Here is a 24,393-nt window from a genome sequence, read left to right on the forward strand (position 1 = left end):
GGGGGAACCTCTCGGCGGGTTTGCTGCTGGCTGCTTGGTGCTGCTACTCGATGCCCGGGATCAGCTGAGCCGGAAGGCTCAGTGGGTCTCGGGACGGAGGACCTTGGTCCGGAGGACCGACTCGTTCAGGTTCATCTGGCGGTCGAGCTCCTTCACGACCGCAGGCTCGGCCTGCAGGTCGATGACCGAGTAGATGCCCTCGGGCTTCTTCTTGATCTCGTACGAGAGACGACGACGGCCCCAGGTGTCGACCTTCTCGACCTTTCCGTTCGCCTCACGGACGACGGAGAGGAAGTTCTCGATCAGCGGCGAGACAGCACGCTCTTCGAGATCGGGGTCGAGGATGACCATCACTTCGTAGTGACGCATGTGTAACCCACCTCCTTTGGACTCGGCGGCCACGGTCGTTCCGTGGCAGGAGGGTTGTGATGCGTTCGCAACGGTATCGGCCGCCACTGACAATCGGACCGCCGATCAGCGAACTGAGCGGGAGCCGTGCCGTGGCCTGGACAGACACCGGTGCAGACGCTACAGACTACCCGCTCACCGGCTTCCGGTTGAAATCAGGGGCCGATGGCCGTCAGTCTGTACACATCGGGTGTGTACGGCGCTACCATGCGCCGCCTTCCGCAGGAGGTGCCAGATGGCACAGGCATTGCGACGCAACACCGTGGGATCCCTCTTCGCCACCGACCACAGGTCCCATCCCCTCCAGGACACGCTGCTCGCCGTGACACTGGTCCTCGGGGTGACGGCCTTCGTCTCCGCGATGTTCCACAGCCTCCACCTGCTCAGTTCGTGGGCGGGGCTGATCGGGATCATCACCGGCGCGACCGGCCAGTTCGTCTCCGAGACGACCAGGGAACGGTTCGGGCTGATCGTGGGCCTGGGCGCCTCCGGTGTCGGCCTTCTCCTGGGCATGGCGCACGGCGGCCTCTTCGGCGGCGTCATCGGCTGACGGCGGCCGGGAGCCCGGCGGCCCTCCGACGGCCCGCCGAGCTCCCGGACCGGCCGCCGGCACCTCCTCGGGACGTCCCTCGCACGTACCGGCAGGGGCCCGGGACGCATACGGTCAGCAGGGGCGCTCCCAGGGCGCAGTAGGCTTCGGCGCGAGAGCCGGAGCCCCTGTACCCATGGGGACACACCAGCCCGAGGAGCGCCCGGAATGAGCCTGACCCTGAGGACCATCAGCCGCGAGCAGCATCTGGCGTACATCCAGAGCCTGCCCGCGGCCAGCCACATGCAGGTCCCCGCCTGGGCGGACGTCAAGGCGGAGTGGCGCTCCGAGAGCCTCGGATGGTTCGACGACAGGTCCGGCGAGATCGTCGGTGCAGGCCTCGTGCTGTACCGCCAGCTGCCCAAGATCAAGCGCTACCTCGCCTACCTGCCCGAGGGCCCGGTCATCAACTGGTTCGCGCCGAATCTGGCCGAGTGGCTGGATCCGATGCTCGCGCACCTCAAGCAGCAGGGCGCCTTCTCCGTGAAGATGGGCCCGCCGGTGATCATCCGGCGCTGGGAGGCCACGTCGATCAAGCGGGGCATCCAGGACCCGGACGTGAAGCGCCTGCGCGACATCGAGGCCGACTTCATCGAGCCGCGCGCCTTCGAGGTGGCCGACAAGCTGCGGCGCATGGGCTGGCAGCAGGGCGAGGACGGCGGGGCGGGCTTCGGCGACGTACAGCCCCGCTACGTCTACCAGGTGCCGCTGGCCAACCGGTCCCTCGAGGATGTCCACAAGGGCTTCAACCAGCTCTGGCGGCGCAACATCAAGAAGGCCGAGAAGGCCGGCGTCGAGGTCGTCCAGGGCGGCTATCAGGATCTCGAGGAGTGGCAGCGCCTCTACGAGATCACGGCTCTGCGCGATCACTTCCGGCCACGCCCGCTCTCGTACTTCCAGCGCATGTGGACGGCTCTCAACACCGAGGACCCCAACCGCATGCGGCTCTACTTCGCGCGGCACGAGGGTGTGAACCTGTCCGCCGCGACAATGCTGGTCGTCGGCGGGCACGTCTGGTACTCCTACGGCGCCTCCGACAACATCGGCCGGGAGGTGCGGCCCTCGAACGCGATGCAGTGGCGCATGCTGCGTGACGCCTACGCGCTCGGTGCGACCGTCTACGACCTGCGCGGCATCTCCGACTCCCTGGACGAGACGGACCACCTCTTCGGTCTGATCCAGTTCAAGGTGGGTACCGGTGGGCAGGCCGCCGAATACCTCGGGGAGTGGGACTTCCCGCTCAACAAACTGCTCCACAAGGCGCTCGACATGTACATGTCGCGCCGCTGACGTACCAGAATCCGTCTTCGACACCTCGGTCGACTTCGGCATCACAGTCGGTTTCGGCATCACGGTCGTCTTCGACACCTCTGACACCGCTGCCACGAGAAAGGTTCCAGGTCCGGCCATGGCGCTCACGCTCTACGTCGACACCGCACGCTGGCGGGCGCACCACAAGCACGTGGTCGAGCAGTTCCCGGGGCTCGTACCCGTCTGCAAGGGGAACGGCTACGGCTTCGGCCACGAGCGGCTCGCCGACGAGGCCACCCGCCTGGGCTCGGACATGCTGGCCGTCGGCACGACCTACGAGGCGGCGCGGATCAAGGACTGGTTCGGCGGCGACCTGCTGGTCCTGACGCCCTTCAGGCGGGGTGAGGAACCCGTGCCGCTGCCCGACCGCGTCATCCGGTCCGTCTCCTCCGTGGACGGGGTCTACGGCCTCGTGGGCGCCCGTGTCGTCATCGAGGTCATGTCCTCCATGAAGCGGCACGGCGTGAGCGAGCGGGACCTGCCCCAACTGCACGCCGCCATAGAGAACGTGCGGCTCGAGGGCTTCGCGATCCACCTGCCCCTGGACCGTACCGACGGCTCGGACGCCGTCGAGGAGGTCATCGGCTGGATGGACCGGCTGCGCGCGGCCCGGCTGCCGCTGCACACCATGTTCGTCAGCCACCTCAAGGCGGACGAGCTCCACCGGCTGCAGCAGCAGTTCCCGCAGACCCGGTTCCGGGCCCGTATCGGCACGCGGCTCTGGCTGGGGGACCACGACGCGACCCAGTACCGCGGAGCCGTCCTGGACGTCACGCCCGTCGCCAAGGGGGACCGTTTCGGCTACCGCCAGCAGAAGGCCGCCTCGGACGGCTGGCTGGTCGTCGTGGCGGGCGGCACGTCGCACGGGGTGGGTCTGGAGGCCCCCAAGGCCCTGCACGGCGTCATGCCGCGCGCCAAGGGGGTGGCCCGGGCCGGCCTCGCCACGGTCAACCGGAACCTCTCGCCGTTCGTCTGGGGCGGCAAACAGCGCTGGTTCGCGGAGCCCCCGCACATGCAGGTCTCGATCCTCTTCGTGCCCTCGGACGCCCCGGAGCCGCAGGTGGGCGAGGAACTGGTGGCCCATCTTCGGCACACCACCACGCAGTTCGACCGCGTCGTCGAGCGCTGACCCCGGCGCTCCGGCGCACTGGCCGCCCGGCGCCGGGCGGGGTACGCGAAAGGCCGTACACGCACCTCGTGTACGGCCTTTCGCGTACCCTACCCGCGAGCTGTTCGCTCAGAGCGAACTCGATTTCCTCCCCGCTTCGCCGTCGCTGCCCCACTCCACGTACGGGCCCTCGGAGTCCGCCTCCTGGCGCGGCGGGCGGGCGGCGGGGCCCAGGACGAAGACGTCCTGCGCGCCGTCCAGCACACCCCCCGAGGGGTCGTCGTCGCCCGAGCGGCGCACCACGTCCCGTTCCGGCAGGAGGACGTCGCGCACGATCACGGCGCACAGGTACAGCGTCCCCAGCAGGTGGACCGTGATGACCAGCTGGTACCCCTCCTGGGGCAGTCCCTTGTGGGCGTCGCCACTGGTCGTGTAGGCGAGGTACATCCAGATCCCGAGGAAGTACGCGACCTCGCACGCCTGCCAGATCAGGAAGTCGCGCCACTTCGGGCGGGCCAGCACGGCGAGCGGAACGAGCCACAGTACGTACTGCGGCGAATAGACCTTGTTGGTGAGGATGAAGGCCGCGACGATCAGGAACGCCAGCTGGGCGAAGCGGGGCCTGCGCGGGGCGGTCAGCGTGAGCGCCGCGACGCCCGCGCAGGCGAGCAGCATCAGCAGCGTGGCCCACGTGTTGACGGTGTCGGTGACGAGCGGTTCCTCCGTGCGCTGCGAGAGGATCAGCCAGAAGGAGCCGAAGTCCACGCCGCGTTCCTGACTGAACGTGTAGAACTTCGACCAGCCCTCGGGTGCCAGCAGCATGACCGGAAGGTTCACGACCAGCCAGGAGCCGGCGGCGCCGAGCAGGGCCGTGCCGAACGCGCGCCACCGGCCCGCCCGCCAGCACAGCACGAGCAGGGGCCCCAGCAGCAGCACGGGATAGAGCTTGGCGGCCGTGGCGAGCCCCAGGAGGACCCCGAAGGCGAGGGGACGGCTCCGGGACCACATCAGCATCGCCGCGGCCGTCAGAGCGACCGCCAGGAGGTCCCAGTTGATGGTGGCGGTCAGCGCGTAGGCGGGTGCCAGGGCGACCAGCAGGCCGTCCCAGGGGCGCCGCCGGTGGGTGCGGCTCACACAGACAGCGATGACGGCCGCGCAGGCCATCAGCATCCCGGCGTTGACCATCCAGTAGGCCTGCTCCTGGTCCTGGATGCTGCCGCCGCCCGGCGTGAGCCAGGAGGCGACCTCCATGAACACGCCGGTCAGCACCGGGTACTCGAGGTACTCCATGTCGCCTTCGAGCTTGTCGAAGTACGGCACGAGCCCGTCGGCGAAGCCCCGCCCCTGGTAGAGGTGCGGGATGTCCGAGTAGCAGGCGTGCGTGTACTGGGAGCTGGCCCCGAAGAACCAGGCGCCGTCGTAGCAGGGCAGCTTCTGCACCATGCCGAGGGCGAACATGCCGATCGCGACGAGCGCGACGACCCGCACCGGGGTCCACCAGGACGTCCCGAGCAGCGCACGCCGCCCGAGGGGACCTCCGAACAGTTCACTGCCGGTCGCCGCGACCGGGTCCTCCCTGGTCGGCGGCACCGGATCCGGCTCGTGCACGCTCGCGCGCGTCGTCTCTGCACTGGGCATGCCGCACATCCTGCCGTACGTGCCTGGGAAACCGCCGGGAGCGGGCTCGTTCGGGGCCGGTGGGGAGGTCCGGGCGCCGGATCCGTCCTCCGGCCGTGGAAACGCGAATGGCCGCCGACCGGGGTCGGCGACCACTTCGCGTACGGGAGAGCGCTGCAGGCTAGCCCGTGGAGCCTCCGAAGAGGCCGCCGTTGCTGTTGCCCCTGCTGTTGCCCTCCTCCTCGGATTCCGTGGGTGAGGCACTCACCCCGCCGTCCGTGCCTCCGGTCTCCGTGCCGCCGTTCTCCGTACCGCCGGTCTCCTCGCAGTCGAAGTCGAAGTTGCCGCAGGTCTCGGTCGGGGTGGCGCTGGGAGACGGCTCGCTCTTCGTCGGCGTGGGACTCGGCTTCTCCGTCTCCTCCTCCTCTTCCTCCGTCACGGTGGGCGTGGGGGTCGGGGTCGGGGTCGGGACGTCGTCGACGACCTCGCCGATGGGCTCGGGCGTCGGGAACTGCTCGACTTTCGTGCCCTTGAGCGCCTGCTCCATGTAGTCGTGCCAGATCTCGGCCGGGAACGAGGCGCCGTGGATCTTCTCCTGGCCACCGGTTCCGAACATCTCCAGGAACTCGCGCTTCTTGTTGGACTCGTCGTCGTCCAGGCGGTACATGGAGATCGCGGTCGAGAGCTGCGGGGTGTACCCGACGAACCAGGCGGACTTGTTGCCGTCGGTCGTACCGGTCTTGCCCGCCACCGGCCGGTTGGTCAGCTTCGCCGCGGTACCGGTGCCCTCGTCGACGACGGTCTTGAGGACGTCGGTGACGTTGTCGGCGACGGCCGGGACGAAGGCCTCCTTCGCCTTGGCCACGTTCTTGTGCTGGAAGACCGTGCCGTCCTTGTCGGTGATCTCGTCGACCGAGTACGGATCGTTCTGCTTGCCGCTCGCCGCGAAGGTGCCGTAGGCGCCGGCCATGCGGATCGCGCTCGGGTCGGAGGTGCCGATGGAGAAGGACGGCACGCTGGCACTGGCCAGGCTGTCCTCCAGGATGCCGGCGTCCATGGCGGACTCCCGGACCTTGTCGAGGCCCACGTCCATGCCGAGCTGCACGTACGCGGAGTTCGAGGAGACCCTCATCGCCTCACGGAGGTCGATCCGGAAGCTGGGCGGGTTGTACGACTCGTCACCGTCGTTGCGCTGCAGCCACTCGCCGCCGTCCTTGTCCTGCCAGACGGTCCCGTCGTATTTCTCGATCTTGAGCTTGTTCTTGCCGCTGTAGATGCTCTTGGGCGAGACCTTCTTCCTCTCGTCCTGGGCCTGGCCCGGCGCCAGGTCGGGATCGAGGACGCCCCACTTCATGGCGGCCGCGAGGACGAACGGCTTGAAGGTCGAACCGACCTGGGCACCGGTCTGGTCGGCGTTGTTGGTGAAGTGCTTGGTCGCGTCCTCGCCGCCGTAGATGGCCTTGATGGCGCCGGTGTCCGGATCGATGGAGGCCCCGCCGAACTGGACGTGGGTGTCCGTCTTGGGCCGGGCCTTGTCCTTGATGTTCTCCTTGCGGACCTTCTTCACCGCGGCTTCGAGCTGCTTGACCTTGTTCTTGTCGAAGGTCGTGTGGATCTCGTAGCCGCCCTCGCGGAGCTGCTTCTCGGTGATCCCGGTCTTCTCGCTGTTGTTGACGATGTACGCCTTGGCGAGGTCGACCAGGTAACCGACCTGGCCGCTCAGCTGGGCGTTCGACCGGGGGCTCTGGAGCTTGGGGAACTTCGTGTACTTGGCGCGCACCGACTGCTCCAGGTGCCCGTCCTTGACCATCTCGTCGAGGATCCAGCCCCACCGGTTCTCCGCGCGCGCACGGTTGGCGGCGGGAGTGGCGGCCGGGTCGATGGACTCCGCGCCCGCCGGGTCGTAGTACGTGGCTCCCTTGAGCACCGACGCGAGGAAGGCGCACTGGCTCGGGTTCAGATCTTTGGCGGCGCTGTCGAAGTACGTCCGCGCGGCGGCCTGGATGCCGTAGGCCCCGCGGCCGTAGTAGGCCGAGTTCAGGTAGCCGGCCATGATGTCGTCCTTGTCGACCTTGGCACCGACCTTGATGGAGACGAAGAGCTCCTTGAACTTGCGGGAGATCGTCTGCGACTGGTCCTCCAGCATGGCGTTCTTCACGTACTGCTGGGTGATCGTGGAGCCGCCCTGGGTCTGGCCGCCCTTGGCCATGTTGAACAGGGCCCGGCCGATGCCCATGGGGTCGACGCCCCGGTCGTTCTCGAACGACTTGTTCTCGGCCGAGATGACCGCGTAGCGCATCGCCTTGGGAATCTGGGAGTAGTCGATGATCTGCCGGTTCGTCTCACCACCGGTGGCGACCATCTGCGTATTGTCGGCCCAGTAGTAGACGTTGTTCTGCGCCTCCGCCGTCTTGGCCACGTCCGGCAGGCCCACCAGCGCGTACGCGACGCCCGCGACCGCCATCATGCTGCCGAAGAAGCCGATGAACAGTCCCGTCACGAGCTTCCAGGACGGCACCCAGCGGGCCGCCCCGTACCTGCCCGCGCGCGGGTAGTCGATGATCTGCTTCTTCGGCGGTACGGAACCGCGTCCGCGGCCCCGGCCGGGGCCGGTGGGCCCGCCGGGGCCACCCCGGCCACCGCCGCCGCGCCCGCCGGATCCCGCGCCGTCGGCCGTTCTGCGTCGACCGCCGCCGTTGGTGCTCCTCTGTGACGCCCGCCGGGCTTCGGCGCGGCTGCCGAACGGGCGTTCCTCACCCCCCGAGTCGTAGGAATCGGAAGGAGATTCGGTTTCGCCCCGCGGTGCCGCACGGCGGCCGGAGGACGAGCCGGTCTGGCCGCGTCGGGCAGCGGCACGTCCGCCACCCTGCGGCTGTGACGGTTTGCGACGGTGCTCGCTCATCGAACGATTACTCCTCGGGCAGGCGCACCTGAGCGCGCCTGGAAACAGCGGCTGGTTTCCGGTCCCCCCGAAGTACGGATGCGGTCGTTTTTACATTCATCCGTACCGCACCGAGGGCATGGACGTCCCCAGGCGTCACTCGGTTCCCGGTGGTTTGCATGGCGCACAGACTACGCACCGTCAAACCCCGCCTAGGACCGAAGTTCAGCCCAAATCAGGCAACTTGCTTCCTACGAATCAGTGATGTGACCCCGTTCACCCTGCTCCCTCTTGTCGCAGGCGGAGGACCGATCTATCGTGCTGATGTATCGAGTCGATACATCAGCTCGGCATAAAGACCGTCACGGCAGAACCGCGGCAGAGAGGAGGCGACGATGAGCCGGCGTTCCGGGATCCTCGAGTTCGCCGTCCTCGGCCTTCTCCGCGAGTCCCCGATGCACGGCTATGAGCTGCGCAAACGCCTCAATACGTCACTGGGTGTGTTCCGTGCGTTCAGCTACGGGACGCTCTACCCCTGCCTCAAGACGCTGGTCGCCAACGGCTGGTTGATCGAGGAGCCGGGGAACACCCCCGAGGACGCACTGGCGACGACCCTGTCAGGTCGCCGCGCCAAGATCGTCTACAGGTTGACGGCGGAGGGCAAGGAACATTTCGAGGACCTGCTCTCGCAGACGGGCCCCGACGCGTACGAGGACGAGCACTTCGCCGCTCGTTTCGCGTTTTTCGGCCAGACGTCACGGGACGTACGGATGCGGGTCCTCGAAGGCCGCCGCAGCCGGCTCGAGGAGCGACTGGAGAAGATGCGCGCCTCACTGGCGCGCACCCGGGAGCGCCTCGACGACTACACGCTTGAGCTCCAGCGCCACGGAATGGAGTCCGTGGAGCGCGAAGTGCGCTGGCTGAACGAGCTCATCGAGAGCGAGCGGGCGGGCCGGGACCAACGTCCCGGACCCGACGGCTCCGCTCAGCACGACAACACATCTGGGGAGTCGGGCGGCCTGCCCCGGCCCGGGGGTACCCCCGGGCCGGATCCGTCCGGCGACACTGCCACGTGAGGTCCGCTCAGGGCTTCACCGAGTACACACAGGGAGCAACCGGAATGGGTTCGGTTCGCGTAGCCATCGTCGGCGTGGGCAACTGCGCCGCCTCGCTGGTTCAGGGCGTCGAGTACTACAAGGACGCCGATCCGGCGTCCAAGGTGCCGGGTCTGATGCACGTGAAGTTCGGCGAGTACCACGTGGGTGACGTCGAGTTCGTCGCCGCCTTCGACGTCGACGCGAAGAAGGTCGGCCTCGACCTCTCGGACGCCATCGGCGCCAGCGAGAACAACACCATCAAGATCTGCGACGTCCCGAACAAGGGCGTCACGGTCCAGCGCGGCCACACCCATGACGGGCTCGGCAAGTACTACCGCGAGACCATCGAGGAGTCGGACGAGGCCCCGGTCGACGTCGTCAAGGTCCTCAAGGACCAGCAGGTCGACGTCCTCGTCTGCTACCTGCCCGTCGGTTCCGAGGACGCGGCGAAGTTCTACGCCCAGTGCGCCATCGACGCCAAGGTCGCCTTCGTCAACGCCCTGCCGGTCTTCATCGCCGGTACCAAGGAGTGGGCGGACAAGTTCACCGAGGCGGGCGTCCCGATCATCGGTGACGACATCAAGTCGCAGGTCGGCGCCACCATCACGCACCGTGTGATGGCGAAGCTGTTCGAGGACCGCGGTGTCCGTCTCGAGCGCACCATGCAGCTCAACGTCGGCGGCAACATGGACTTCAAGAACATGCTGGAGCGCGACCGCCTCGAGTCGAAGAAGATCTCGAAGACGCAGGCCGTCACCTCGCAGATCCCCGACCGCGACATGGGCGCGAAGAACGTCCACATCGGTCCCTCGGACTACGTGGCCTGGCTCGACGACCGCAAGTGGGCGTACGTCCGCCTCGAGGGCCGCGCCTTCGGTGACGTCCCGCTGAACCTGGAGTACAAGCTCGAGGTCTGGGACTCCCCGAACTCCGCGGGTGTCATCATCGACGCCCTGCGCGCCGCGAAGATCGCCAAGGACCGCGGTATCGGCGGCCCGATCCTCTCCGCGTCGAGCTACTTCATGAAGTCCCCGCCGGTCCAGTACTTCGACGACGAGGCCTACGACAACGTCGAGAAGTTCATCAAGGGCGAGGTCGAGCGCTAGGACCCGTCCCGCGTACGGCTGTCGAGGGCTCCCGGGGCACTGCTCCGGGAGCCCTCGCCCTGTGCGAGGCTGTGACCCATGGCTGTCGTGGGTGACCTGCGCGTACTCCTGCGCCTCCGGAACTTCCGACGTCTGCTCGCCGTACGGCTGCTGTCGCAGGGTGCCGACGGGGTCTACCAGGTCGCCCTCGCCACGTACGTCGTCTTCTCGCCGGAGAAACAGACGTCGGCGGCCGCGATCGCCTCCGCGATGGCGGTCCTGCTCCTCCCGTACTCCCTCGTGGGCCCCTTCGCGGGGGTCCTGCTGGACCGCTGGAGGCGCCGCCAGGTCTTCCTGTACGGAAATCTGCTGCGGGCGCTCCTCGCCTCCCTGACGGCCGTCCTGATGCTGAGCGGCGTGCCCGACCAGCTCTTCTACGCCTCCGCCCTGTGCGTGACCGCCGTCAACAGGTTCGTGCTGGCCGGCCTGTCCGCAGCCCTGCCCCGGGTCGTCGACTCCGAGCGCCTGGTGACGGCCAACTCCCTGTCGCCCACGGCCGGCACGCTCGCCGCGACCCTCGGCGGCGGTCTCGCCTTCGTCGTACGGCTCGTGGGTTCCGACTCCGACGCGGCGGTCGTCCTGGTGGCAGCGGCCCTGTACGTGTGCTCCGCGCTCGCCTCGCTGCGCCTGGCCCCGGACCTGCTGGGTCCCGACCGGCAGCAGGTGCAGCCGCGGCTGAGGGCCGCGCTGACGGGCACCGCACGCGGTCTGGCGCAGGGCGTACGCCACCTTGCCCGGCCTTCCCGCCGGGAAGCCGCCTGGGCGCTCACCGCGATGACGCTGATGCGCTTCTGCTACGGCGCCCTGACGGTCATGGTGCTGATGCTCTGCCGGTACGCCTGGCCGTCGGGCCCCGACGACGACGGGCTCGCCCTCCTGGGCCTCGCCGTGGGGATCTCCGGGGCCGGCTTCTTCGCCGCGGCCGTGCTGACCCCGGCGGCGGTGAACCGGTTCGGGCCCGGTGGGTGGATCATCGTCTGCGCCGCCTCCGCCGCCGTCCTGGAACCGGCGCTGGGCCTCTCGTTCGCCGTGGCCCCCGTACTGGTCGCAGCCTTCGTCCTCGGACTGACCACGCAGGGCGCGAAGATCGCCACGGACACCGTGGTCCAGTCGTCCGTCGACGACAGCTTCCGTGGCCGGATCTTCGCCGTTTACGACGTCCTGTTCAACGTCGCCTTCGTCGGCGCCGCGGCGGTGGCTGCCCTGATGCTGCCCCCTGACGGCCGTTCCGTGGTGCTTGTGGTCACGATGGCCGTTATCTACGGGGCGGTTGCTGTCACTATGGCCCGCTTTGCTCGCCAGTAAGTGTCACATCAATGCCACGAAGCCCCTCCGGGCTACGGAGTTGTCAGTGGGGCCCGATAGTTTACGTGCGTCTTATTTCGCGCCACGCGCTCTTACGTTCGAGGGGGACCCCCAAAGTGACCACTCCGCCGCCTCAGGGCCAGAATCCGTTCGCTCAGGGCCAGCCGCCCCAGGGCAACCCGTACGGACAGCAGCCCCCGCAAGGAAACCCGTACGGGCAGCAGCCGCCGCAGGGCTACCCGCAGCAGCCGAACGCTCCGTACGCCCCGGTCCCGCCCGAGCCGCCGAAGCGCAACCTCAAGAAGTACCTGCGGTTCGCCATCCCCGTCGTCGTCCTCATAGTCGGCATCGGCGGCTGGCTGTCGAACCGCGATGACGCCCAGACGGCCAAGGTCGGCGACTGCATGAGCATCGGCAACCCGGACAGCACGACCGACCCGGACCTCGAGGTCGTGGACTGCGGCAGCTCCAAGGCCGCGTACAAGGTCGAGCAGAAGAAGAGCAACAGCACGGGCTGCGACCGCACCAAGTACGCCGAGTACACCGAGACCGGCGGCAGCAGTGACTTCACCCTCTGCCTGTCGGAGTACTCCTCCAAGTAGGAACGTGCTGACGCACGAGCGGGAACATGCTGACGCGCGAGGGCCGTTGTTTCACGTGAAACAACGGCCCTCGGCGTATCCGGTTCTTCCGCGGCGAGGTCATGTTTCACGTGAAACATGACCTCGCCGCGCACTCTCAGCTCTGCTGCGCCCACCACTCCTTGAGCGCCGACACCGCCGCGTCGTGCTCCATCGGCCCGTTCTCGAGGCGCAGTTCCAGCAGGAACTTGTAGGCCTGCCCGATGGCCGGACCCGGCCGGATACCCAGGATCTCCATGATCTGGTTGCCGTCGAGGTCGGGCCTGATCGAGTCCAGCTCCTCCTGCTCCTGGAGCTGCGCCACGCGTTCCTCCAGACCGTCGTACGCGCGGGAGAGCGCCGTGGCCTTGCGCTTGTTCCGTGTCGTGCAGTCGGAACGGGTCAGCTTGTGGAGGCGGTCGAGGAGCGGACCCGCGTCACGGACGTAGCGGCGGACCGCCGAGTCCGTCCACTCCCCGGTGCCGTAGCCGTGGAAGCGCAGGTGCAGTTCGACCAGGCGCGAGACGTCCTTCACCAGCTCGTTGGAGTACTTGAGCGCCGTCATCCGCTTCTTGGTCATCTTGGCCCCCACCACCTCGTGGTGGTGGAAGGAGACCCGCCCGTCCTCCTCGAAACGACGCGTCCGCGGCTTGCCGATGTCGTGCAGCAGGGCGGCCAGCCGCAGCGTGAGGTCCGGGCCGTTCTCCTCCAGCGCCATCGCCTGCTCCAGGACGATCAGCGTGTGGTCGTAGACGTCCTTGTGCCGGTGGTGCTCGTCCCGCTCCAGGCGCAGCGCGGGCAGCTCGGGCAGCACCCGGTCGGCGAGTCCCGTGTCGACCAGCAGCGTCAGCCCCTTGCGCGGGTGCGCCGAGACGATCAGCTTGTTCAGCTCGTCGCGCACGCGCTCGGCCGACACGATCTCGATACGGTCGGCCATGGCCTTCATCGCCGCGACGACGTCCGGTGCCACCTCGAAGTCGAGCTGCGCCCCGAAGCGCGCGGCACGCATCATTCGCAGCGGGTCGTCGGAGAAGGACGACTCGGGGGTGCCCGGCGTCCGCAGCACCCGGGCGGCGAGATCCGCGAGCCCGCCGTGCGGATCGATGAACTCCTTCTCGGGCAACGCCACGGCCATCGCGTTCACCGTGAAGTCACGGCGCACCAGGTCGTCCTCAATGGAGTCGCCGTAGGACACCTCGGGCTTGCGCGAGGTCCGGTCGTACGCCTCCGAGCGGTACGTCGTCACCTCGATCTGGAAGCTCTGGTCCACCTCTCCGACGCGGGCGTCCTTCTGCGCGCCCACCGTGCCGAAGGCGATCCCGACCTCCCACAGGGCATCCGCCCAGGGCCGCATGATCTTCACTACGTCGTCGGGGCGGGCGTCGGTCGTGAAGTCCAGGTCGTTGCCGAGCCGGCCGAGGAGGGCGTCCCGGACCGAGCCGCCGACGAGGGCGAGGGAGAACCCGGCCTCCTGAAAACGGAGCGCGAGTTCGTCGGCGACGGGGGACACCCGTAGCAGCTCGCTCACCGCGCGGCTCTGCACCTGGTTCAGGGCACTGGGACTGTCTTCGTTGGCGTTCGACACAACAGAAAAGGGTACGTGGCCCCGACGCCCGCAGGCGCCTTCATTAAACGTGCATAGGCGTCCCGCCGGCTCCGGGCGTGGACACGGCCACAGATACGCTCCCATAGGGGGACAGCGCGGTCTCTTCTCCCGATCTTGTGGAGCGGACCGCGGCACTTACCCTCCGCGCGCATCGTTACCATGCGTGGACGCACCATCCGACGACCACTGACGACGACGAGGGACGGGCGAGCGCGTGGCCGAGGCGGCAGACTTCCAGGGGACCAGTCCCTCACCTGCCCGCCGGTGGCTGCGGCGCACGGGAGCACTGCTCGCCGGGGCGCCTCTGCTGGCCGGCATTCTCCAGCTGCCCACATCCATGCCCTCGTATGCCTCCGAGCCGAAGGCCGCCGCCGAGGCCACCGGCTCCCGCACGGTCGGTGTCTCCCTGAACTCGCTCAGTCCGAGCGTTCCCTCCGACGGCGACACGCTCACCGTCACGGGCCGGATCGTCAACAAGGGCAAGCAGGCGGTCACCGCCGCGCACGTCGGCCTGCGGGTGGGTCCGACGCTGGAGGGCCGCTCGGCGATCGACGACGCCGCGAAGAGCAACCCTTACGCGGGCACCGAGGTCGGCGGCAAGTACGTGGCGGAATTCGCGAAGCTGGCGCCGGGCATCTCGCAGTCCTTCAGCATCTCCGTGCCCGTCGACAAGCTGGATCTCGGCTCCGACGGCGTCTACCAGCTCGGTGTCACGCTCACCGGCCGGACCAGCGCCGCCCCGTACGAGCAGATCCTCGGTATCGAGCGGACCTTCCTGCCGTGGCAGCCGGAGGCAGCCGGCACGAAGAGCAGGACGACGTACCTCTGGCCGCTGATCTCGGCCTCCCACATGACGGCCGAGACGGGGTCGAACGAACAGCAGACCCCCATCTTCGCGGACGACGACGCCCTGGCCGCGGAGCTCTCCCCCGGCGGCCGCCTGGAGCGGCTTCTCAGCCTCGGCAAGGACCTCGACATCACCTGGGTCGTCGACCCGGACCTGCTGGCCTCCGTCGACGCGATGACCCGCAGCTACCGGGTTCAGGTGAACGGCTCCAGCAGGACCACCACGGCCGGCACGCACCAGGCGGTGGCCAACAAGTGGCTCAGCGAACTGGAAGCGGCCGTCGAGGGTGAGGAGGTCGTCGCCCTCCCCTTCGCCGACCCGGACCTTGCGTCGCTCGCCCACAGCGGCACGGCCGTGACCGGCTCACTCAGCCACCTCAAGGACGCCACCACCGTGGCCGCGACGACCGTGGAGTCGATCCTCCACGTGACCCCCGACACGGACTACGCCTGGCCCGTGAACGGCGCGATCGACCCGTCGATCGTCAAGGTCGCGACCTCGGCGGGTGCCGACACGGTGCTCACCCGTAGCGACAGCCTGCGGGAGACCGGCGCCCTCCCCTACACGCCCTCCGCCGCCCGGCCGATCGGCGGCGGCACCACCGCGGTGGTCGCGGACGCCCGGCTGTCGACGGCGTTCCAGGGCGACATGACCGTGGCCGACAACTCCACGCTCGCCGTGCAGCGGTTCCTCGCCCAGAGCCTGATGCTCAACCACCAGGCCCCGGACAGGCAGCGCAGCATCGTGATCGCCCCGCAGCGCATGCCGAGCGCCGGCCAGGCCCAGACGATGGCCGCGGCACTCACGGCGCTCCAGGACGGGAACTGGTCACAGTCGGCCGAGCTGTCCGCGGCCACCAGGGCCAAGCCGGACGCGGGCGCCACCACCCGGGTCCCCTCCGCGTCCTCGTACCCCTCCTCGCTGCGCAAGCAGGAGCTGCCGCGGGGAGCGTTCGAGCAGATCCAGCGCACGCAGAAGGAACTCGACAGCTTCCAGGTGATCCTCTCGGACAAGTCCCGGGTGGTCACGCCCTTCGGACGGGCCATGGACCGGTCGATGTCCACCTCGTGGCGCGGCCGGGCCGCCGAGGCGTCGGCGTACCGCACCGGCGTGGAGCGGTACCTCGTCGGACTCACCGAGAGCGTCGCACTGATCGACAAGTCCGAGGCGAAGCTCTCGGGACGCAGCGCCACGATCCCGATCACCGTGCAGAACAACCTCGTCCAGGGCGTCGATCACCTGGTGCTGCGTCTGACCTCCGAGCAGCCGAGCCGCCTCAGCATCGGTGACGGTGTCTTCGAGGAGCAGCGGGTCACGGTCTCGGGCGGGCACAGCCAGTCGGTGAAGTTCACCACCAACGCCCACGCCAACGGCCGGGCGGCGGTGGTCGCCCAGCTGTACACGCAGGACGGCCGCGCGTACGGAACCGCGGTCACCTTCGATGTGAAGGTCACCGAGATCACGCCCACGGTGATGCTGGTCATCGCCGGTGGTGTCCTGCTGCTCGTCCTCGCCGGCTTCCGGATGTACACGCAGCGCAAGCGGGAGGCCGCCCGCCAGGCCGCGCAGGGAGCGGAGAACACCCCCGCGGACGGCGGCGAGGCGGAGATCGCCGCCGGAGCGGAGAACGGTGACAGCGCGGAGAACGCCGCCGCCGCGGAGAGCGGTGACGACACGGAGAGCGGTCGCGTGGCAGCGTCCGCCTCCGGGCCGGAGGCACACGTCCCGGAGCACGCGAGTGACTCACCGGACACCGCACCGGAAATCACCGACCCGTCCGGCACTGGTGAGAGAGTGGACCGTTGAGCGATGTCGTGGCCGGTGGGCCCGGGGACGATGAGGTGGGGTAACCATGAACGCGCCGTACGACGGTGACCGCGGTCAGGGCGCGGGGGGCTCCGGCCACCCCGACGGCCCGCCGCAGGGTCCGCCGGATCCCGGCGAGGTGCCTCCGCAGCACGCGGCCGAGGTGTACTTCCAGGACGCCTACGCCCAGGATCCCTACCAGGCTCAGGACCTGTCCGCCCAGGACCCCGTCACCGAGGCCCTCTACGACCGTGCCGCGCACCCTCCGCCGCCGCCCGGCACCTACCAGCCGCAGCCGCCGCTCTACGCCCAGCCGCCCCAGTCCCCGTACGCCCCCGACCCGCGCGTGTGGGCGCAGACCCCGGCGCCCGAGCCGGAGGGCCCCACCCAGTACCTGCCGTACGGGGACGATCCCCGCACGACGCAGTTCGTGGGCGTGGACGACCTGGTGACCCAGGCGGGTGAGGAACGTCACGAGCCGGACGCGTTCGCCCACCTCTTCCGGGACCAGCAGCAGGGCGGTGCCCACGCCGCCGCCGCGGGTCCACCCGGCGCGCCCGCCCCCACGGCGGAACGGGCCCCCGCCGCCGCGGCTCCGCCTCCTCCTCCGGCCGCGCCCGCCGCCGCCCCAGCGAAGAAGTCCGGGGGCCGTGCGTCGGGTCTGCTGAAGTCGAGCGCGGTGATGGCGGCCGGGACCATGGTCTCCCGCCTCACCGGTTTCGTCCGCTCCGCGCTGATCGTCGCGGCCCTGGGCGTCGGCCTCCTCGGCGACACCTTCCAGGTCGCGTACCAGCTGCCGACGATGATCTACATCCTGACCGTCGGCGGCGGTCTCAACTCCGTCTTCGTCCCGCAGCTCGTGCGGGCCATGAAGGACGACGAAGACGGCGGTGAGGCGTACGCCAACCGGCTGTTGACCCTCGTCGTCGTGGTGCTCGGCCTGCTCACCGCGCTCGCGGTGCTCGCGGCGCCGCTCCTGGTCCAAGCGTTGTCGACGCGGGTCGCGGGCAACGAAGCAGCCAATGACGTCGCCGTCACCTTCGCCCGCTACTTCCTGCCCACGATCTTCTTCATGGGCATCCACGTGGTGATGGGCCAGATCCTCAACGCGCGCGGGAAGTTCGGCGCGATGATGTGGACCCCGGTCCTCAACAACGTCGTCATCATCGTGACGCTCGGCCTGTTCATCTGGGTGTACGGCACCGCGAGCAGCTCCGGCATGGAGGCCTCGACCATCCCGCCGGAGGGCGAGCGGCTGCTCGGCATCGGCGTCCTGCTCGGCCTCGTCGTCCAGGCCCTCGCGATGATCCCGTACCTGCGTGAGACCGGTTTCCGGCTGCGGCTGCGCTTCGACTGGAAGGGGCACGGGCTCGGCAAGGCGGCGATGCTCGCCAAGTGGACCGTGCTCTTCGTCCTCGCCAACCAGGCCGGCGCGATCGTGGTGACCCAGTTGTCCACCGCGGCCGGTGACGCCTCCCCGGCCGACGGCACCGGCTTCGCCGCCTACGCCAACGCCCAGCTCATCTGGGGCCTTCCGCAGGCCATCATCACGGTCTCGCTGATGGCCGCCCTGCTGCCGCGGCTCGCACGCTCCGCCCACGAGGGCGACAGCGGGGCCGTCCGCGACGACATCTCCCAGGGACTGCGCACCACGGCCGTGGCGATCGTGCCGATCTCCTTCGGCTTCGTCGCCCTCGGCGTCCCGATGTGCACGCTGATGTTCGGTGCCTCCGGGACCAGTGAGGCGACGAACATGGGCTACATGCTGATGGCGTTCGGCCTCGGCCTGATCCCGTATTCCGTTCAGTACGTCGTGCTGCGAGCCTTCTACGCGTACGAGGACACCCGCACGCCCTTCTACAACACGGTCATCGTGGCCGCCGTCAACGCCGGCGCCTCCGCACTCTGCTTCCTCCTGCTGCCCCCTCGCTGGGCGGTGGCAGGCATGGCCGCGTCGTACGGTCTCGCCTACGCGACCGGTGTCGGGGTCGCCTGGCGGCGGCTCAGCAAGCGGCTGGACGGCGACCTGGACGGCGGCCGCGTCCTGCGCACGTACGCGCGGCTCGCGATCGCGGCGGTACCGGCGGCGCTGCTCAGCGGCGCCGTCTGCTACTGGATCGGCAAGACGCTGGGACAGGGCGTCGGCGGCTCGCTCGCCTCCCTGGTCGGCGGTGGTGCCGCACTGATCGGAGTCTTCTTCGTCGCGGCACGACGGATGCGCATCGAGGAACTGAACGCAATGGTGGGCATGGTCCGCGGGCGCCTTGGGCGCTGAGAGCGGGGTAGGCGCACAACCATCGTCCGCGACCGCGTGTCGTGCAGAGGGACGGACTGTGGGCACAATTGGCTTTGGCGTCGGACAGCTTGCAACGAATGGGGAGGCAGGAGCGACGGTGGCGGAACGGAGCACGGCTGCCGTCGACGTGGCGGACAGCAGCGGCGATGAGCCGCTGACCGCGAAGGCGGACCAGTCCACGGCCGACGGGGTGGCCCTAAACCGGGAGCGGGACACGGACAGCTCGCAGAGCGAAGAGGCACAGGGGAGGAGCGGGGGGAACGAGAGCTCCGGCAGAACGCCCCCGCCCGAATTGCACAGTGGGCACAAACTCGCCAGGCGCTACCGCCTGGAGGAGTGTGTCACCCGTCTGGACGGTTTCAGCAGCTGGCGTGCGGTGGACGAGAAACTCCGCCGTGCGGTCGGTGTGCACCTGCTGCCCGCCGACCATCCACGAGCGCGCTCCGTCCTGGCGGCGGCCCGTTCGTCGGCGCTGCTGGGCGACCCCCGTTTCGTGCAGGTCCTGGACGCGGTCGAGGAGAACGACCTCGTCTATGTCGTGCACGAATGGCTGCCGGACGCCACGGAGCTGACGACGCTTCTGGCCGCCGGTCCGCTGGAGGTGCACGAGGCCTACCAGATGGTCAGTCAGGTCTCCCAGGCGATGGCCGCCGCGCACCGTGAGGGGCTGGCCCATCTCAAGCTGACCCCGGGCGCCGTGCTGCGCACCTCGTCCGGACAGTGGCGCATCCGGGGCCTCGCCGTGAACGCCGCGCTGCGCGGCATCACTTCGGACACCCCCCAGCGCACCGACACGGAGGCGATCGGCGCGCTGCTGTACGCCGCGCTCACCCAGCGCTGGCCGTACGAGGACGACGCGTACGGACTCTCCGGGCTGCCCAAGGGCGTCGGTCTCATCGCGCCCGACCAGGTGCGGGCAGGAGTGCACCGCGGCCTGTCCGAACTCGCGATGCGCGCGCTCGTCAACGACGGCGCGACGGCGTCCCGCCAGGAACCTCCGTGCACCACACCGGAGGAGCTGGTGAAGGCGGTCGGGGAGATGCCCCGCATCCGGCCGCCGGAGCCCGCCTTCACGGCCCCGCCGGAGTACCAGCGCACGACGTACCAGCAGGGCAACTACGGTCGTCCCGCGCCTCACCCCGGTGCCACCCAGGCGATGCCGGCGCCGCTGCCCCCGCTGCAGACCCGTACCGGCAAGGCGCTCAAATGGACGGTGTCCGCGCTTCTGATCGCCGCCCTGGGCCTCGGCAGCTGGCAGCTGGCGGACGCCCTCATGGATCACGGGAAGTCCGACGAGACGGGCAACACCAAGACGACCGACGGGAACGACAAGAACGGCGTCGAGGCGAAGCCGGCCAAGCCGATCGTGATCAAGGACGCCGCGGAGTACTACCCGGACGGCAAGCCCCAGCACGCGGGCGACGCGGGGCTGACGTACGACAAGGACAGCTCCACCTACTGGAGGACGTATTCCTACAAGGGCGGTCCCACGCTGGCGCCCTTCAAGCAGGGCGTCGGAATCGTCTACGACCTCGGCTCCGAGCAGGATGTGTCGGAGGCTTCGATAGGGCTGTACTACGCGGGCGACCGCACGACGGCCACGCTGTACGCGACGGACTCGCTGTCGTCGTCCACGCCTCTCGGTTCCATGACGAAGATCGCGTCCGGCAGGACCAGCGGCAAGGACCTGAGCATCTCCGCCAAGAAGGCGGTGAAGACCCGCTACGTTCTGGTCTGGATCACCGAGGTGCCGAGCGCGCCCGGCGATCAGTTCAGCAGCGCCGGCTACAAGCAGGCGATCACCGACGTGAAGTTCACCGGCTGAGCGGTCAGCGAGGGGGAGGGGGTTCGATGGCGGACGGCGCCTACAGCGAAGTGAGCGACCAGGACCTCCTCTCCCGGCACGTCGAGGGCGATCCCGACGCCTTCGGTGAACTCGTACGTCGTCACCGTGACCGGCTCTGGGCGGTGGCCCTGCGGACACTGGGCGACCGCGAGGAGGCCGCTGACGCCGTCCAGGACGCTCTCGTCTCCGCCTACCGGGCCGCCCACACCTTCCGCGGCCAGTCGGCCGTCACGACCTGGCTGCACCGGATCACGGTGAACGCCTGCCTGGACCGTGCCCGCAAGGCCGCCTCCAGGAAGACCTCTCCCGTGGACGACGCGGAGCGTCTGGATCAGCTCCTCGAACCGCACGAGTCCGCCTCCGCCCCGGCCGAGCGCAACGACCTGCACCGTGAGCTGCTGACGGCTCTGGGCACCCTGCCGGTCGACCAGCGGGCCGCGCTCGTCCTGGTGGACATGCAGGGCTACCCCGTCGCCGAGGCCGCCAGTCTGCTCGATGTGCCGACCGGCACGGTCAAGAGCCGTTGTGCCCGCGGCAGAGCCAGACTCCTCCCCCTGCTCAAACACCTGCGCCCGGACAGCGGGAGCGACAGAGCGGGCAAGAAGTCGGGCGAGGGAAGGAACCGTACGCCGGGGGCATCCGTCCCACCCGCAGCGGGACCACATGACGGACCGAGCGATTCAGCTGCTGTGAAGGGCGGAGGTGGGCGAGCGTGACATCCACGACGGACATGGCCGGGCACCCGGACGTCACGGAGATCTCCGACCTCACCGAAGGTCTGCTCTCCCCGTCCCGCTCGGCGGATGTGCGACAGCACCTGGACGACTGCCCGCTCTGCGCCGACGTGTACGACTCGCTGGAAGAGATCCGGGGCCTGCTCGGTACGCTGCCGGGCCCGCTCCGTATGCCCGCCGACGTCGCGGGGCGCATCGACGCCGCTCTCGCCGCCGAAGCACTGCTCAGCGCTACGGCGCCCGCCACCGCAGGTGCGGGCAGCCTCTTCTCCGCCGACCCCTCGTACGGGGGCGCCGAGGACAGCGGACATGTTTCACGTGAAACATCGCTCACGACGGACCGCCCCGCAGGGCATTCCCGCGGTACCACCGGTCCCGGCCGCACACATCGCCCGCGTCGTGGGCGCCGCAGGACCGTTGTCCTGGGCGCCATGTTCACGGCCGCCGCACTGGGGCTCGGCGGCCTGCTCATCCACTCGTTGGGGAGCGACGGCTCGGACAACGATTCCGCGTCGGCGTCCCCGAAGCCGACCGACTCCGCGGAGACCTTCGCCGGCAGGAAGCTGGACAGTCAGGTCGAGGACCTTCTCGCCAAGGCGGCGACGAAGGAACAACGCGGACCCCGGAGCGCACAGCCCAACGGCACCGAGTCCGGTGAGAGCCCGAGCGTTCTCAACCTGCCCACGAACTCCGTGCCCATCTGTATCAAGCAGGGGATCGGCCGCGACGCCGAACCGCTCGCGTCCAAGGAAGGCTCCTACAAGGGCACGGACGCCTACCTCGTGGTTCTTCCCGCCGCCACCGACACGACACGAGTCACGGCATACGTCGTCGACTCCGCCTGTGTGGAGAACTCGTCGATCACCGCGGGCAAGGTTCTGCTGGAGCACTCCTACCCGCTGAACTGAGCGCCTCGGCCGCGCCGCGGTGGGGCGACTCGTCTTCGTGTGCCCGGACACAGTGGGAATGCGCGCCCCTTAGGATCCGTTGGGTGGGGTGAGAGTTCAGAAAAGACTCCCCCGGTCGTACGTAGCAGTCCCCAGAGACGAGGAATCAAGCCGTGACCGACGTCCGTAACGTGATCATCATCGGCTCCGGGCCCGCCGGCTACACGGCGGCGCTCTACACCGCGCGCGCGTCGCTTAAGCCGCTGGTGTTCGAGGGCGCCGTCACCGCGGGTGGTGCCCTCATGAACACGACCGAGGTGGAGAACTTCCCCGGCTTCCAGGACGGCATCATGGGCCCCGAGCTCATGGACAACATGCGCGCCCAGGCCGAACGCTTCGGTGCGGAGCTGATCCCGGACGACATCGTCTCTGTCGACCTCAGCGGGGAGATCAAGACCGTCACGGACACCGCGGGCACCGTGCACCGTGCGAAGGCCGTCATCGTCACCACCGGCTCACAGCACCGCAAGCTGGGGCTGCCCAAGGAGGACGTCCTCTCCGGACGCGGCGTCTCCTGGTGCGCGACCTGTGACGGCTTCTTCTTCAAGGACCAGGACATCGCCGTGATCGGCGGCGGCGACACCGCCATGGAGGAGGCCACCTTCCTCTCCCGGTTCGCCAAGTCCGTGACCATCGTCCACCGGCGCGACACGCTCCGGGCCTCCAAGGCGATGCAGGAGCGCGCCTTCGCCGACCCGAAGATCAAGTTCGTCTGGGACAGCGAGGTCGCCGAGATCCAGGGCGACCAAAAGCTGGCCGGCCTGACGCTGCGCAACCTCAAGACCGGCGAGACGTCCGAGCTGCCCGTCACCGGCCTGTTCATCGCGATCGGTCACGACCCGCGTACGGAACTCTTCAAGGGTCAGCTGAACCTGGACGAGGAGGGCTACCTCGAGGTCGAGGCGCCCTCGACCCGGACGAACCTGACGGGTGTCTTCGGCGCAGGCGACGTCGTCGACCACACCTACCGCCAGGCGATCACTGCGGCCGGTACCGGCTGCTCCGCTGCTCTCGACGCCGAGCGCTTCCTCGCCGCTCTCGCGGACGGTGAAGCGGCGGAGCCCGAGAAGACCGCTGTCTGACCTTCATCCGCCTCACTGCACCAACCAGTTAAGGAGAGCCCGCCGTGGCCGGCACCCTGAAGCACGTGACTGACGCCTCTTTCGAAGAGGATGTCCTCAAGAGCGACAAGCCCGTACTGGTGGACTTCTGGGCCGCCTGGTGCGGCCCGTGCCGCCAGATCGCGCCGTCCCTCGAAGCCATCGCCGCCGAATACGGCGACAAGATCGAGATCGTCAAGCTCAACATCGACGAGAACCCGGGTACGGCCGCCAAGTACGGCGTCATGTCCATCCCGACCCTGAACGTCTACCAGGGTGGCGAGGTCGCCAAGACCATCGTGGGTGCCAAGCCGAAGGCCGCGATCGTGCGGGACCTCGAGGACTTCATCGCCGAGTAGTGCGGTACGTCGCCGCCTACAGGCGACGATGTTTCACGTGAAACACGGATGGGCCAACCCGAACGGGTTGGCCCATCCGCTTGTGCGGCCGCGGTGGCTACAACGGACGCAGCGCTGGTTCCTTCTGTACAGCCCCCAGCAACCGGTCGAGCGCCAGCTCCACGTCTTCCTTCCAGGAGAGCGTCGTGCGTAGCTCCAGCCGCATCCGCGGGTACGCCGGATGCGGCCGTACCGTCTTGAAGCCCACGGCCAGCAGATGGTCGGCGGGCAGGACGCAGGCCGGCTCCTTCCACCGGGCGTCACCGAAGGCCTCGATGGCTTTGAAGCCCCGCCGCAGCAGATCCTTGGCGACCGTCTGGACCATCACACGTCCGAGTCCCTGCCCTTGGTAGTCCGGCAGGATGAACGCCGTCATCAGTTGAATGGCGTCGGGCGAGACCGGGCTCGTGGGGAACGCCGTCGAGCGCGGCACGTAGTCGGGCGGTGCGTAAAGCACGAAGCCCACCGGTACGTCGTCGACATAGACCACCCGACCGCATGATCCCCACTCCAGCAGGACGGCGGAGATCCACGCCTCCTTCTCCAGATCCGGGGTGCCCGCCTTTACCGCGGCCTGGCCGCTGACTGGGTCCAACTCCCAGAAGACGCACGCGCGACAGCGTTCGGGAAGGTCCTGAAGGTTGTCCAGCGTGAGCGGTACGAGCCGGCGCCCCATGAAGGCAGTTCCTCGCTTTCCTCGCCCGCGGCGTCGCGGGCGGCTGTCAGAGCGCT

General features: G+C 68.9%; 19 protein-coding genes. 14 read left to right on the forward strand and 5 right to left on the reverse strand.

Annotated features, from left to right (window positions below):
* Positions 1–78: 78 nt before the first annotated feature.
* The gene (gene rpsF, locus QFZ75_RS19445) at positions 79–369 is read right to left on the reverse strand and encodes a 30S ribosomal protein S6 (protein WP_052578287.1); all 291 of its coding nucleotides are present in this window, start codon (positions 367–369) and stop codon (positions 79–81) included.
* Positions 370–643: 274 nt separating this feature from the next.
* Between rpsF and QFZ75_RS19450 the strand changes: the two genes are divergently transcribed.
* The 3 genes from QFZ75_RS19450 to QFZ75_RS19460 all read left to right on the forward strand — a co-directional run bounded on the left by QFZ75_RS19450 (position 644) and on the right by QFZ75_RS19460 (position 3,437).
* On the forward strand, positions 644–958 hold the full coding sequence (locus QFZ75_RS19450) for a hypothetical protein (protein ID WP_307538619.1): 315 nt from the start codon (positions 644–646) through the stop codon (positions 956–958).
* Positions 959–1,165: 207 nt separating this feature from the next.
* Entirely contained in the window at positions 1,166–2,287 is a 1,122-nt protein-coding gene (gene femX, locus QFZ75_RS19455) for a peptidoglycan bridge formation glycyltransferase FemX (RefSeq protein WP_307538621.1), read from the forward strand.
* A gap of 118 nt (positions 2,288–2,405) precedes the next feature.
* Positions 2,406–3,437, forward strand: coding sequence for an alanine racemase (locus tag QFZ75_RS19460; RefSeq protein ID WP_307538623.1), 1,032 nt, complete (start codon positions 2,406–2,408; stop codon positions 3,435–3,437).
* 108 nt (positions 3,438–3,545) lie between these two features.
* On the opposite strand, the gene QFZ75_RS19465 is transcribed toward QFZ75_RS19460, so the two are convergent.
* Positions 3,546–5,063, reverse strand: a complete 1,518-nt coding sequence (locus QFZ75_RS19465; protein WP_307538625.1) for a glycosyltransferase family 87 protein — start codon at positions 5,061–5,063, stop codon at positions 3,546–3,548.
* Between the two features lie 151 nt (positions 5,064–5,214).
* Positions 5,215–7,935, reverse strand: a complete 2,721-nt coding sequence (locus QFZ75_RS19470; protein ID WP_307538627.1) for a transglycosylase domain-containing protein — start codon at positions 7,933–7,935, stop codon at positions 5,215–5,217.
* A 374-nt stretch (positions 7,936–8,309) separates the two neighbouring features.
* Here QFZ75_RS19470 and QFZ75_RS19475 point away from each other — a divergent pair, with 374 nt between their 5' ends.
* The 4 genes from QFZ75_RS19475 (at position 8,310) to QFZ75_RS19490 (ending at position 12,063) form a co-directional block, all read left to right on the forward strand.
* The gene (locus QFZ75_RS19475; protein WP_307538629.1) at positions 8,310–8,990 is read left to right on the forward strand and encodes a PadR family transcriptional regulator; all 681 of its coding nucleotides are present in this window, start codon (positions 8,310–8,312) and stop codon (positions 8,988–8,990) included.
* Positions 8,991–9,034: 44 nt separating this feature from the next.
* Positions 9,035–10,117 (forward strand): inositol-3-phosphate synthase, encoded by a 1,083-nt coding sequence (locus QFZ75_RS19480; RefSeq protein WP_307538631.1) that lies wholly within the window; start codon positions 9,035–9,037, stop codon positions 10,115–10,117.
* Positions 10,118–10,195: 78 nt separating this feature from the next.
* A complete protein-coding gene (locus QFZ75_RS19485; RefSeq protein WP_307538632.1) occupies positions 10,196–11,461 on the forward strand; it encodes an MFS transporter in 1,266 nt (421 codons plus the stop codon).
* A 116-nt stretch (positions 11,462–11,577) separates the two neighbouring features.
* Positions 11,578–12,063 carry a hypothetical protein gene (locus QFZ75_RS19490; protein ID WP_307538633.1) on the forward strand — a complete coding sequence of 162 codons (486 nt, stop codon included), beginning with the start codon at positions 11,578–11,580 and terminating at the stop codon, positions 12,061–12,063.
* Positions 12,064–12,199: 136 nt separating this feature from the next.
* Here the strand turns inward: QFZ75_RS19490 and QFZ75_RS19495 are convergent, their stop codons facing one another.
* Positions 12,200–13,666, reverse strand: coding sequence for a CCA tRNA nucleotidyltransferase (locus QFZ75_RS19495; protein WP_307538634.1), 1,467 nt, complete (start codon positions 13,664–13,666; stop codon positions 12,200–12,202).
* 235 nt (positions 13,667–13,901) lie between these two features.
* On the opposite strand from QFZ75_RS19495, the gene QFZ75_RS19500 reads away from it, so the two are divergent.
* The 7 genes from QFZ75_RS19500 to trxA all read left to right on the forward strand — a co-directional run bounded on the left by QFZ75_RS19500 (position 13,902) and on the right by trxA (position 23,622).
* Positions 13,902–16,340: a DUF6049 family protein gene (locus QFZ75_RS19500; protein WP_307538636.1), complete on the forward strand. Its 2,439-nt coding sequence runs from the start codon at positions 13,902–13,904 to the stop codon at positions 16,338–16,340.
* A 46-nt stretch (positions 16,341–16,386) separates the two neighbouring features.
* On the forward strand, positions 16,387–18,615 hold the full coding sequence (gene murJ, locus QFZ75_RS19505; protein ID WP_307538638.1) for a murein biosynthesis integral membrane protein MurJ: 2,229 nt from the start codon (positions 16,387–16,389) through the stop codon (positions 18,613–18,615).
* A 118-nt stretch (positions 18,616–18,733) separates the two neighbouring features.
* Positions 18,734–20,461, forward strand: a complete 1,728-nt coding sequence (locus tag QFZ75_RS19510; protein ID WP_307538639.1) for a protein kinase family protein — start codon at positions 18,734–18,736, stop codon at positions 20,459–20,461.
* Between the two features lie 26 nt (positions 20,462–20,487).
* Complete coding sequence (sigM, locus tag QFZ75_RS19515) at positions 20,488–21,198, forward strand: RNA polymerase sigma factor SigM (RefSeq protein ID WP_307538641.1); 711 nt, start codon at positions 20,488–20,490, stop codon at positions 21,196–21,198.
* Positions 21,195–22,124 (forward strand): anti-sigma factor, encoded by a 930-nt coding sequence (locus QFZ75_RS19520; protein ID WP_307538643.1) that lies wholly within the window; start codon positions 21,195–21,197, stop codon positions 22,122–22,124. The genes sigM and QFZ75_RS19520 overlap by 4 nt, the downstream gene beginning before the upstream one ends.
* A 152-nt stretch (positions 22,125–22,276) precedes the next feature.
* On the forward strand, positions 22,277–23,245 hold the full coding sequence (gene trxB / locus QFZ75_RS19525) for a thioredoxin-disulfide reductase (protein WP_307538645.1): 969 nt from the start codon (positions 22,277–22,279) through the stop codon (positions 23,243–23,245).
* Positions 23,246–23,289: 44 nt separating this feature from the next.
* Positions 23,290–23,622: a thioredoxin gene (gene trxA, locus QFZ75_RS19530; RefSeq protein ID WP_307538647.1), complete on the forward strand. Its 333-nt coding sequence runs from the start codon at positions 23,290–23,292 to the stop codon at positions 23,620–23,622.
* Between the two features lie 97 nt (positions 23,623–23,719).
* Here trxA and QFZ75_RS19535 read toward each other — a convergent pair whose 3' ends face one another.
* Positions 23,720–24,337 (reverse strand): GNAT family N-acetyltransferase, encoded by a 618-nt coding sequence (locus tag QFZ75_RS19535; RefSeq protein WP_307538649.1) that lies wholly within the window; start codon positions 24,335–24,337, stop codon positions 23,720–23,722.
* Positions 24,338–24,393 lie beyond the last annotated feature (56 nt).

Origin of the sequence: Streptomyces sp. V3I8, assembly GCF_030817535.1 — a bacterium.
Lineage (GTDB): Bacteria > Actinomycetota > Actinomycetes > Streptomycetales > Streptomycetaceae > Streptomyces.

Excerpts from the sequence above, each read along its gene's own strand:
- rpsF (WP_052578287.1), bottom strand. The coding sequence starts at position 369 with ATGCGTCACTACGAAGTGATGGTCATCCTCGACCCCGATCTCGAAGAG.
- QFZ75_RS19450 (WP_307538619.1), top strand. The coding sequence starts at position 644 with ATGGCACAGGCATTGCGACGCAACACCGTGGGATCCCTCTTCGCCACC.
- femX (WP_307538621.1), top strand. The coding sequence starts at position 1,166 with ATGAGCCTGACCCTGAGGACCATCAGCCGCGAGCAGCATCTGGCGTAC.
- QFZ75_RS19460 (WP_307538623.1), top strand. The coding sequence starts at position 2,406 with ATGGCGCTCACGCTCTACGTCGACACCGCACGCTGGCGGGCGCACCAC.
- QFZ75_RS19465 (WP_307538625.1), bottom strand. The coding sequence starts at position 5,063 with ATGTGCGGCATGCCCAGTGCAGAGACGACGCGCGCGAGCGTGCACGAG.
- QFZ75_RS19470 (WP_307538627.1), bottom strand. The coding sequence starts at position 7,935 with ATGAGCGAGCACCGTCGCAAACCGTCACAGCCGCAGGGTGGCGGACGT.
- QFZ75_RS19475 (WP_307538629.1), top strand. The coding sequence starts at position 8,310 with ATGAGCCGGCGTTCCGGGATCCTCGAGTTCGCCGTCCTCGGCCTTCTC.
- QFZ75_RS19480 (WP_307538631.1), top strand. The coding sequence starts at position 9,035 with ATGGGTTCGGTTCGCGTAGCCATCGTCGGCGTGGGCAACTGCGCCGCC.
- QFZ75_RS19485 (WP_307538632.1), top strand. The coding sequence starts at position 10,196 with ATGGCTGTCGTGGGTGACCTGCGCGTACTCCTGCGCCTCCGGAACTTC.
- murJ (WP_307538638.1), top strand. The coding sequence starts at position 16,387 with ATGAACGCGCCGTACGACGGTGACCGCGGTCAGGGCGCGGGGGGCTCC.
- sigM (WP_307538641.1), top strand. The coding sequence starts at position 20,488 with ATGGCGGACGGCGCCTACAGCGAAGTGAGCGACCAGGACCTCCTCTCC.
- QFZ75_RS19535 (WP_307538649.1), bottom strand. The coding sequence starts at position 24,337 with ATGGGGCGCCGGCTCGTACCGCTCACGCTGGACAACCTTCAGGACCTT.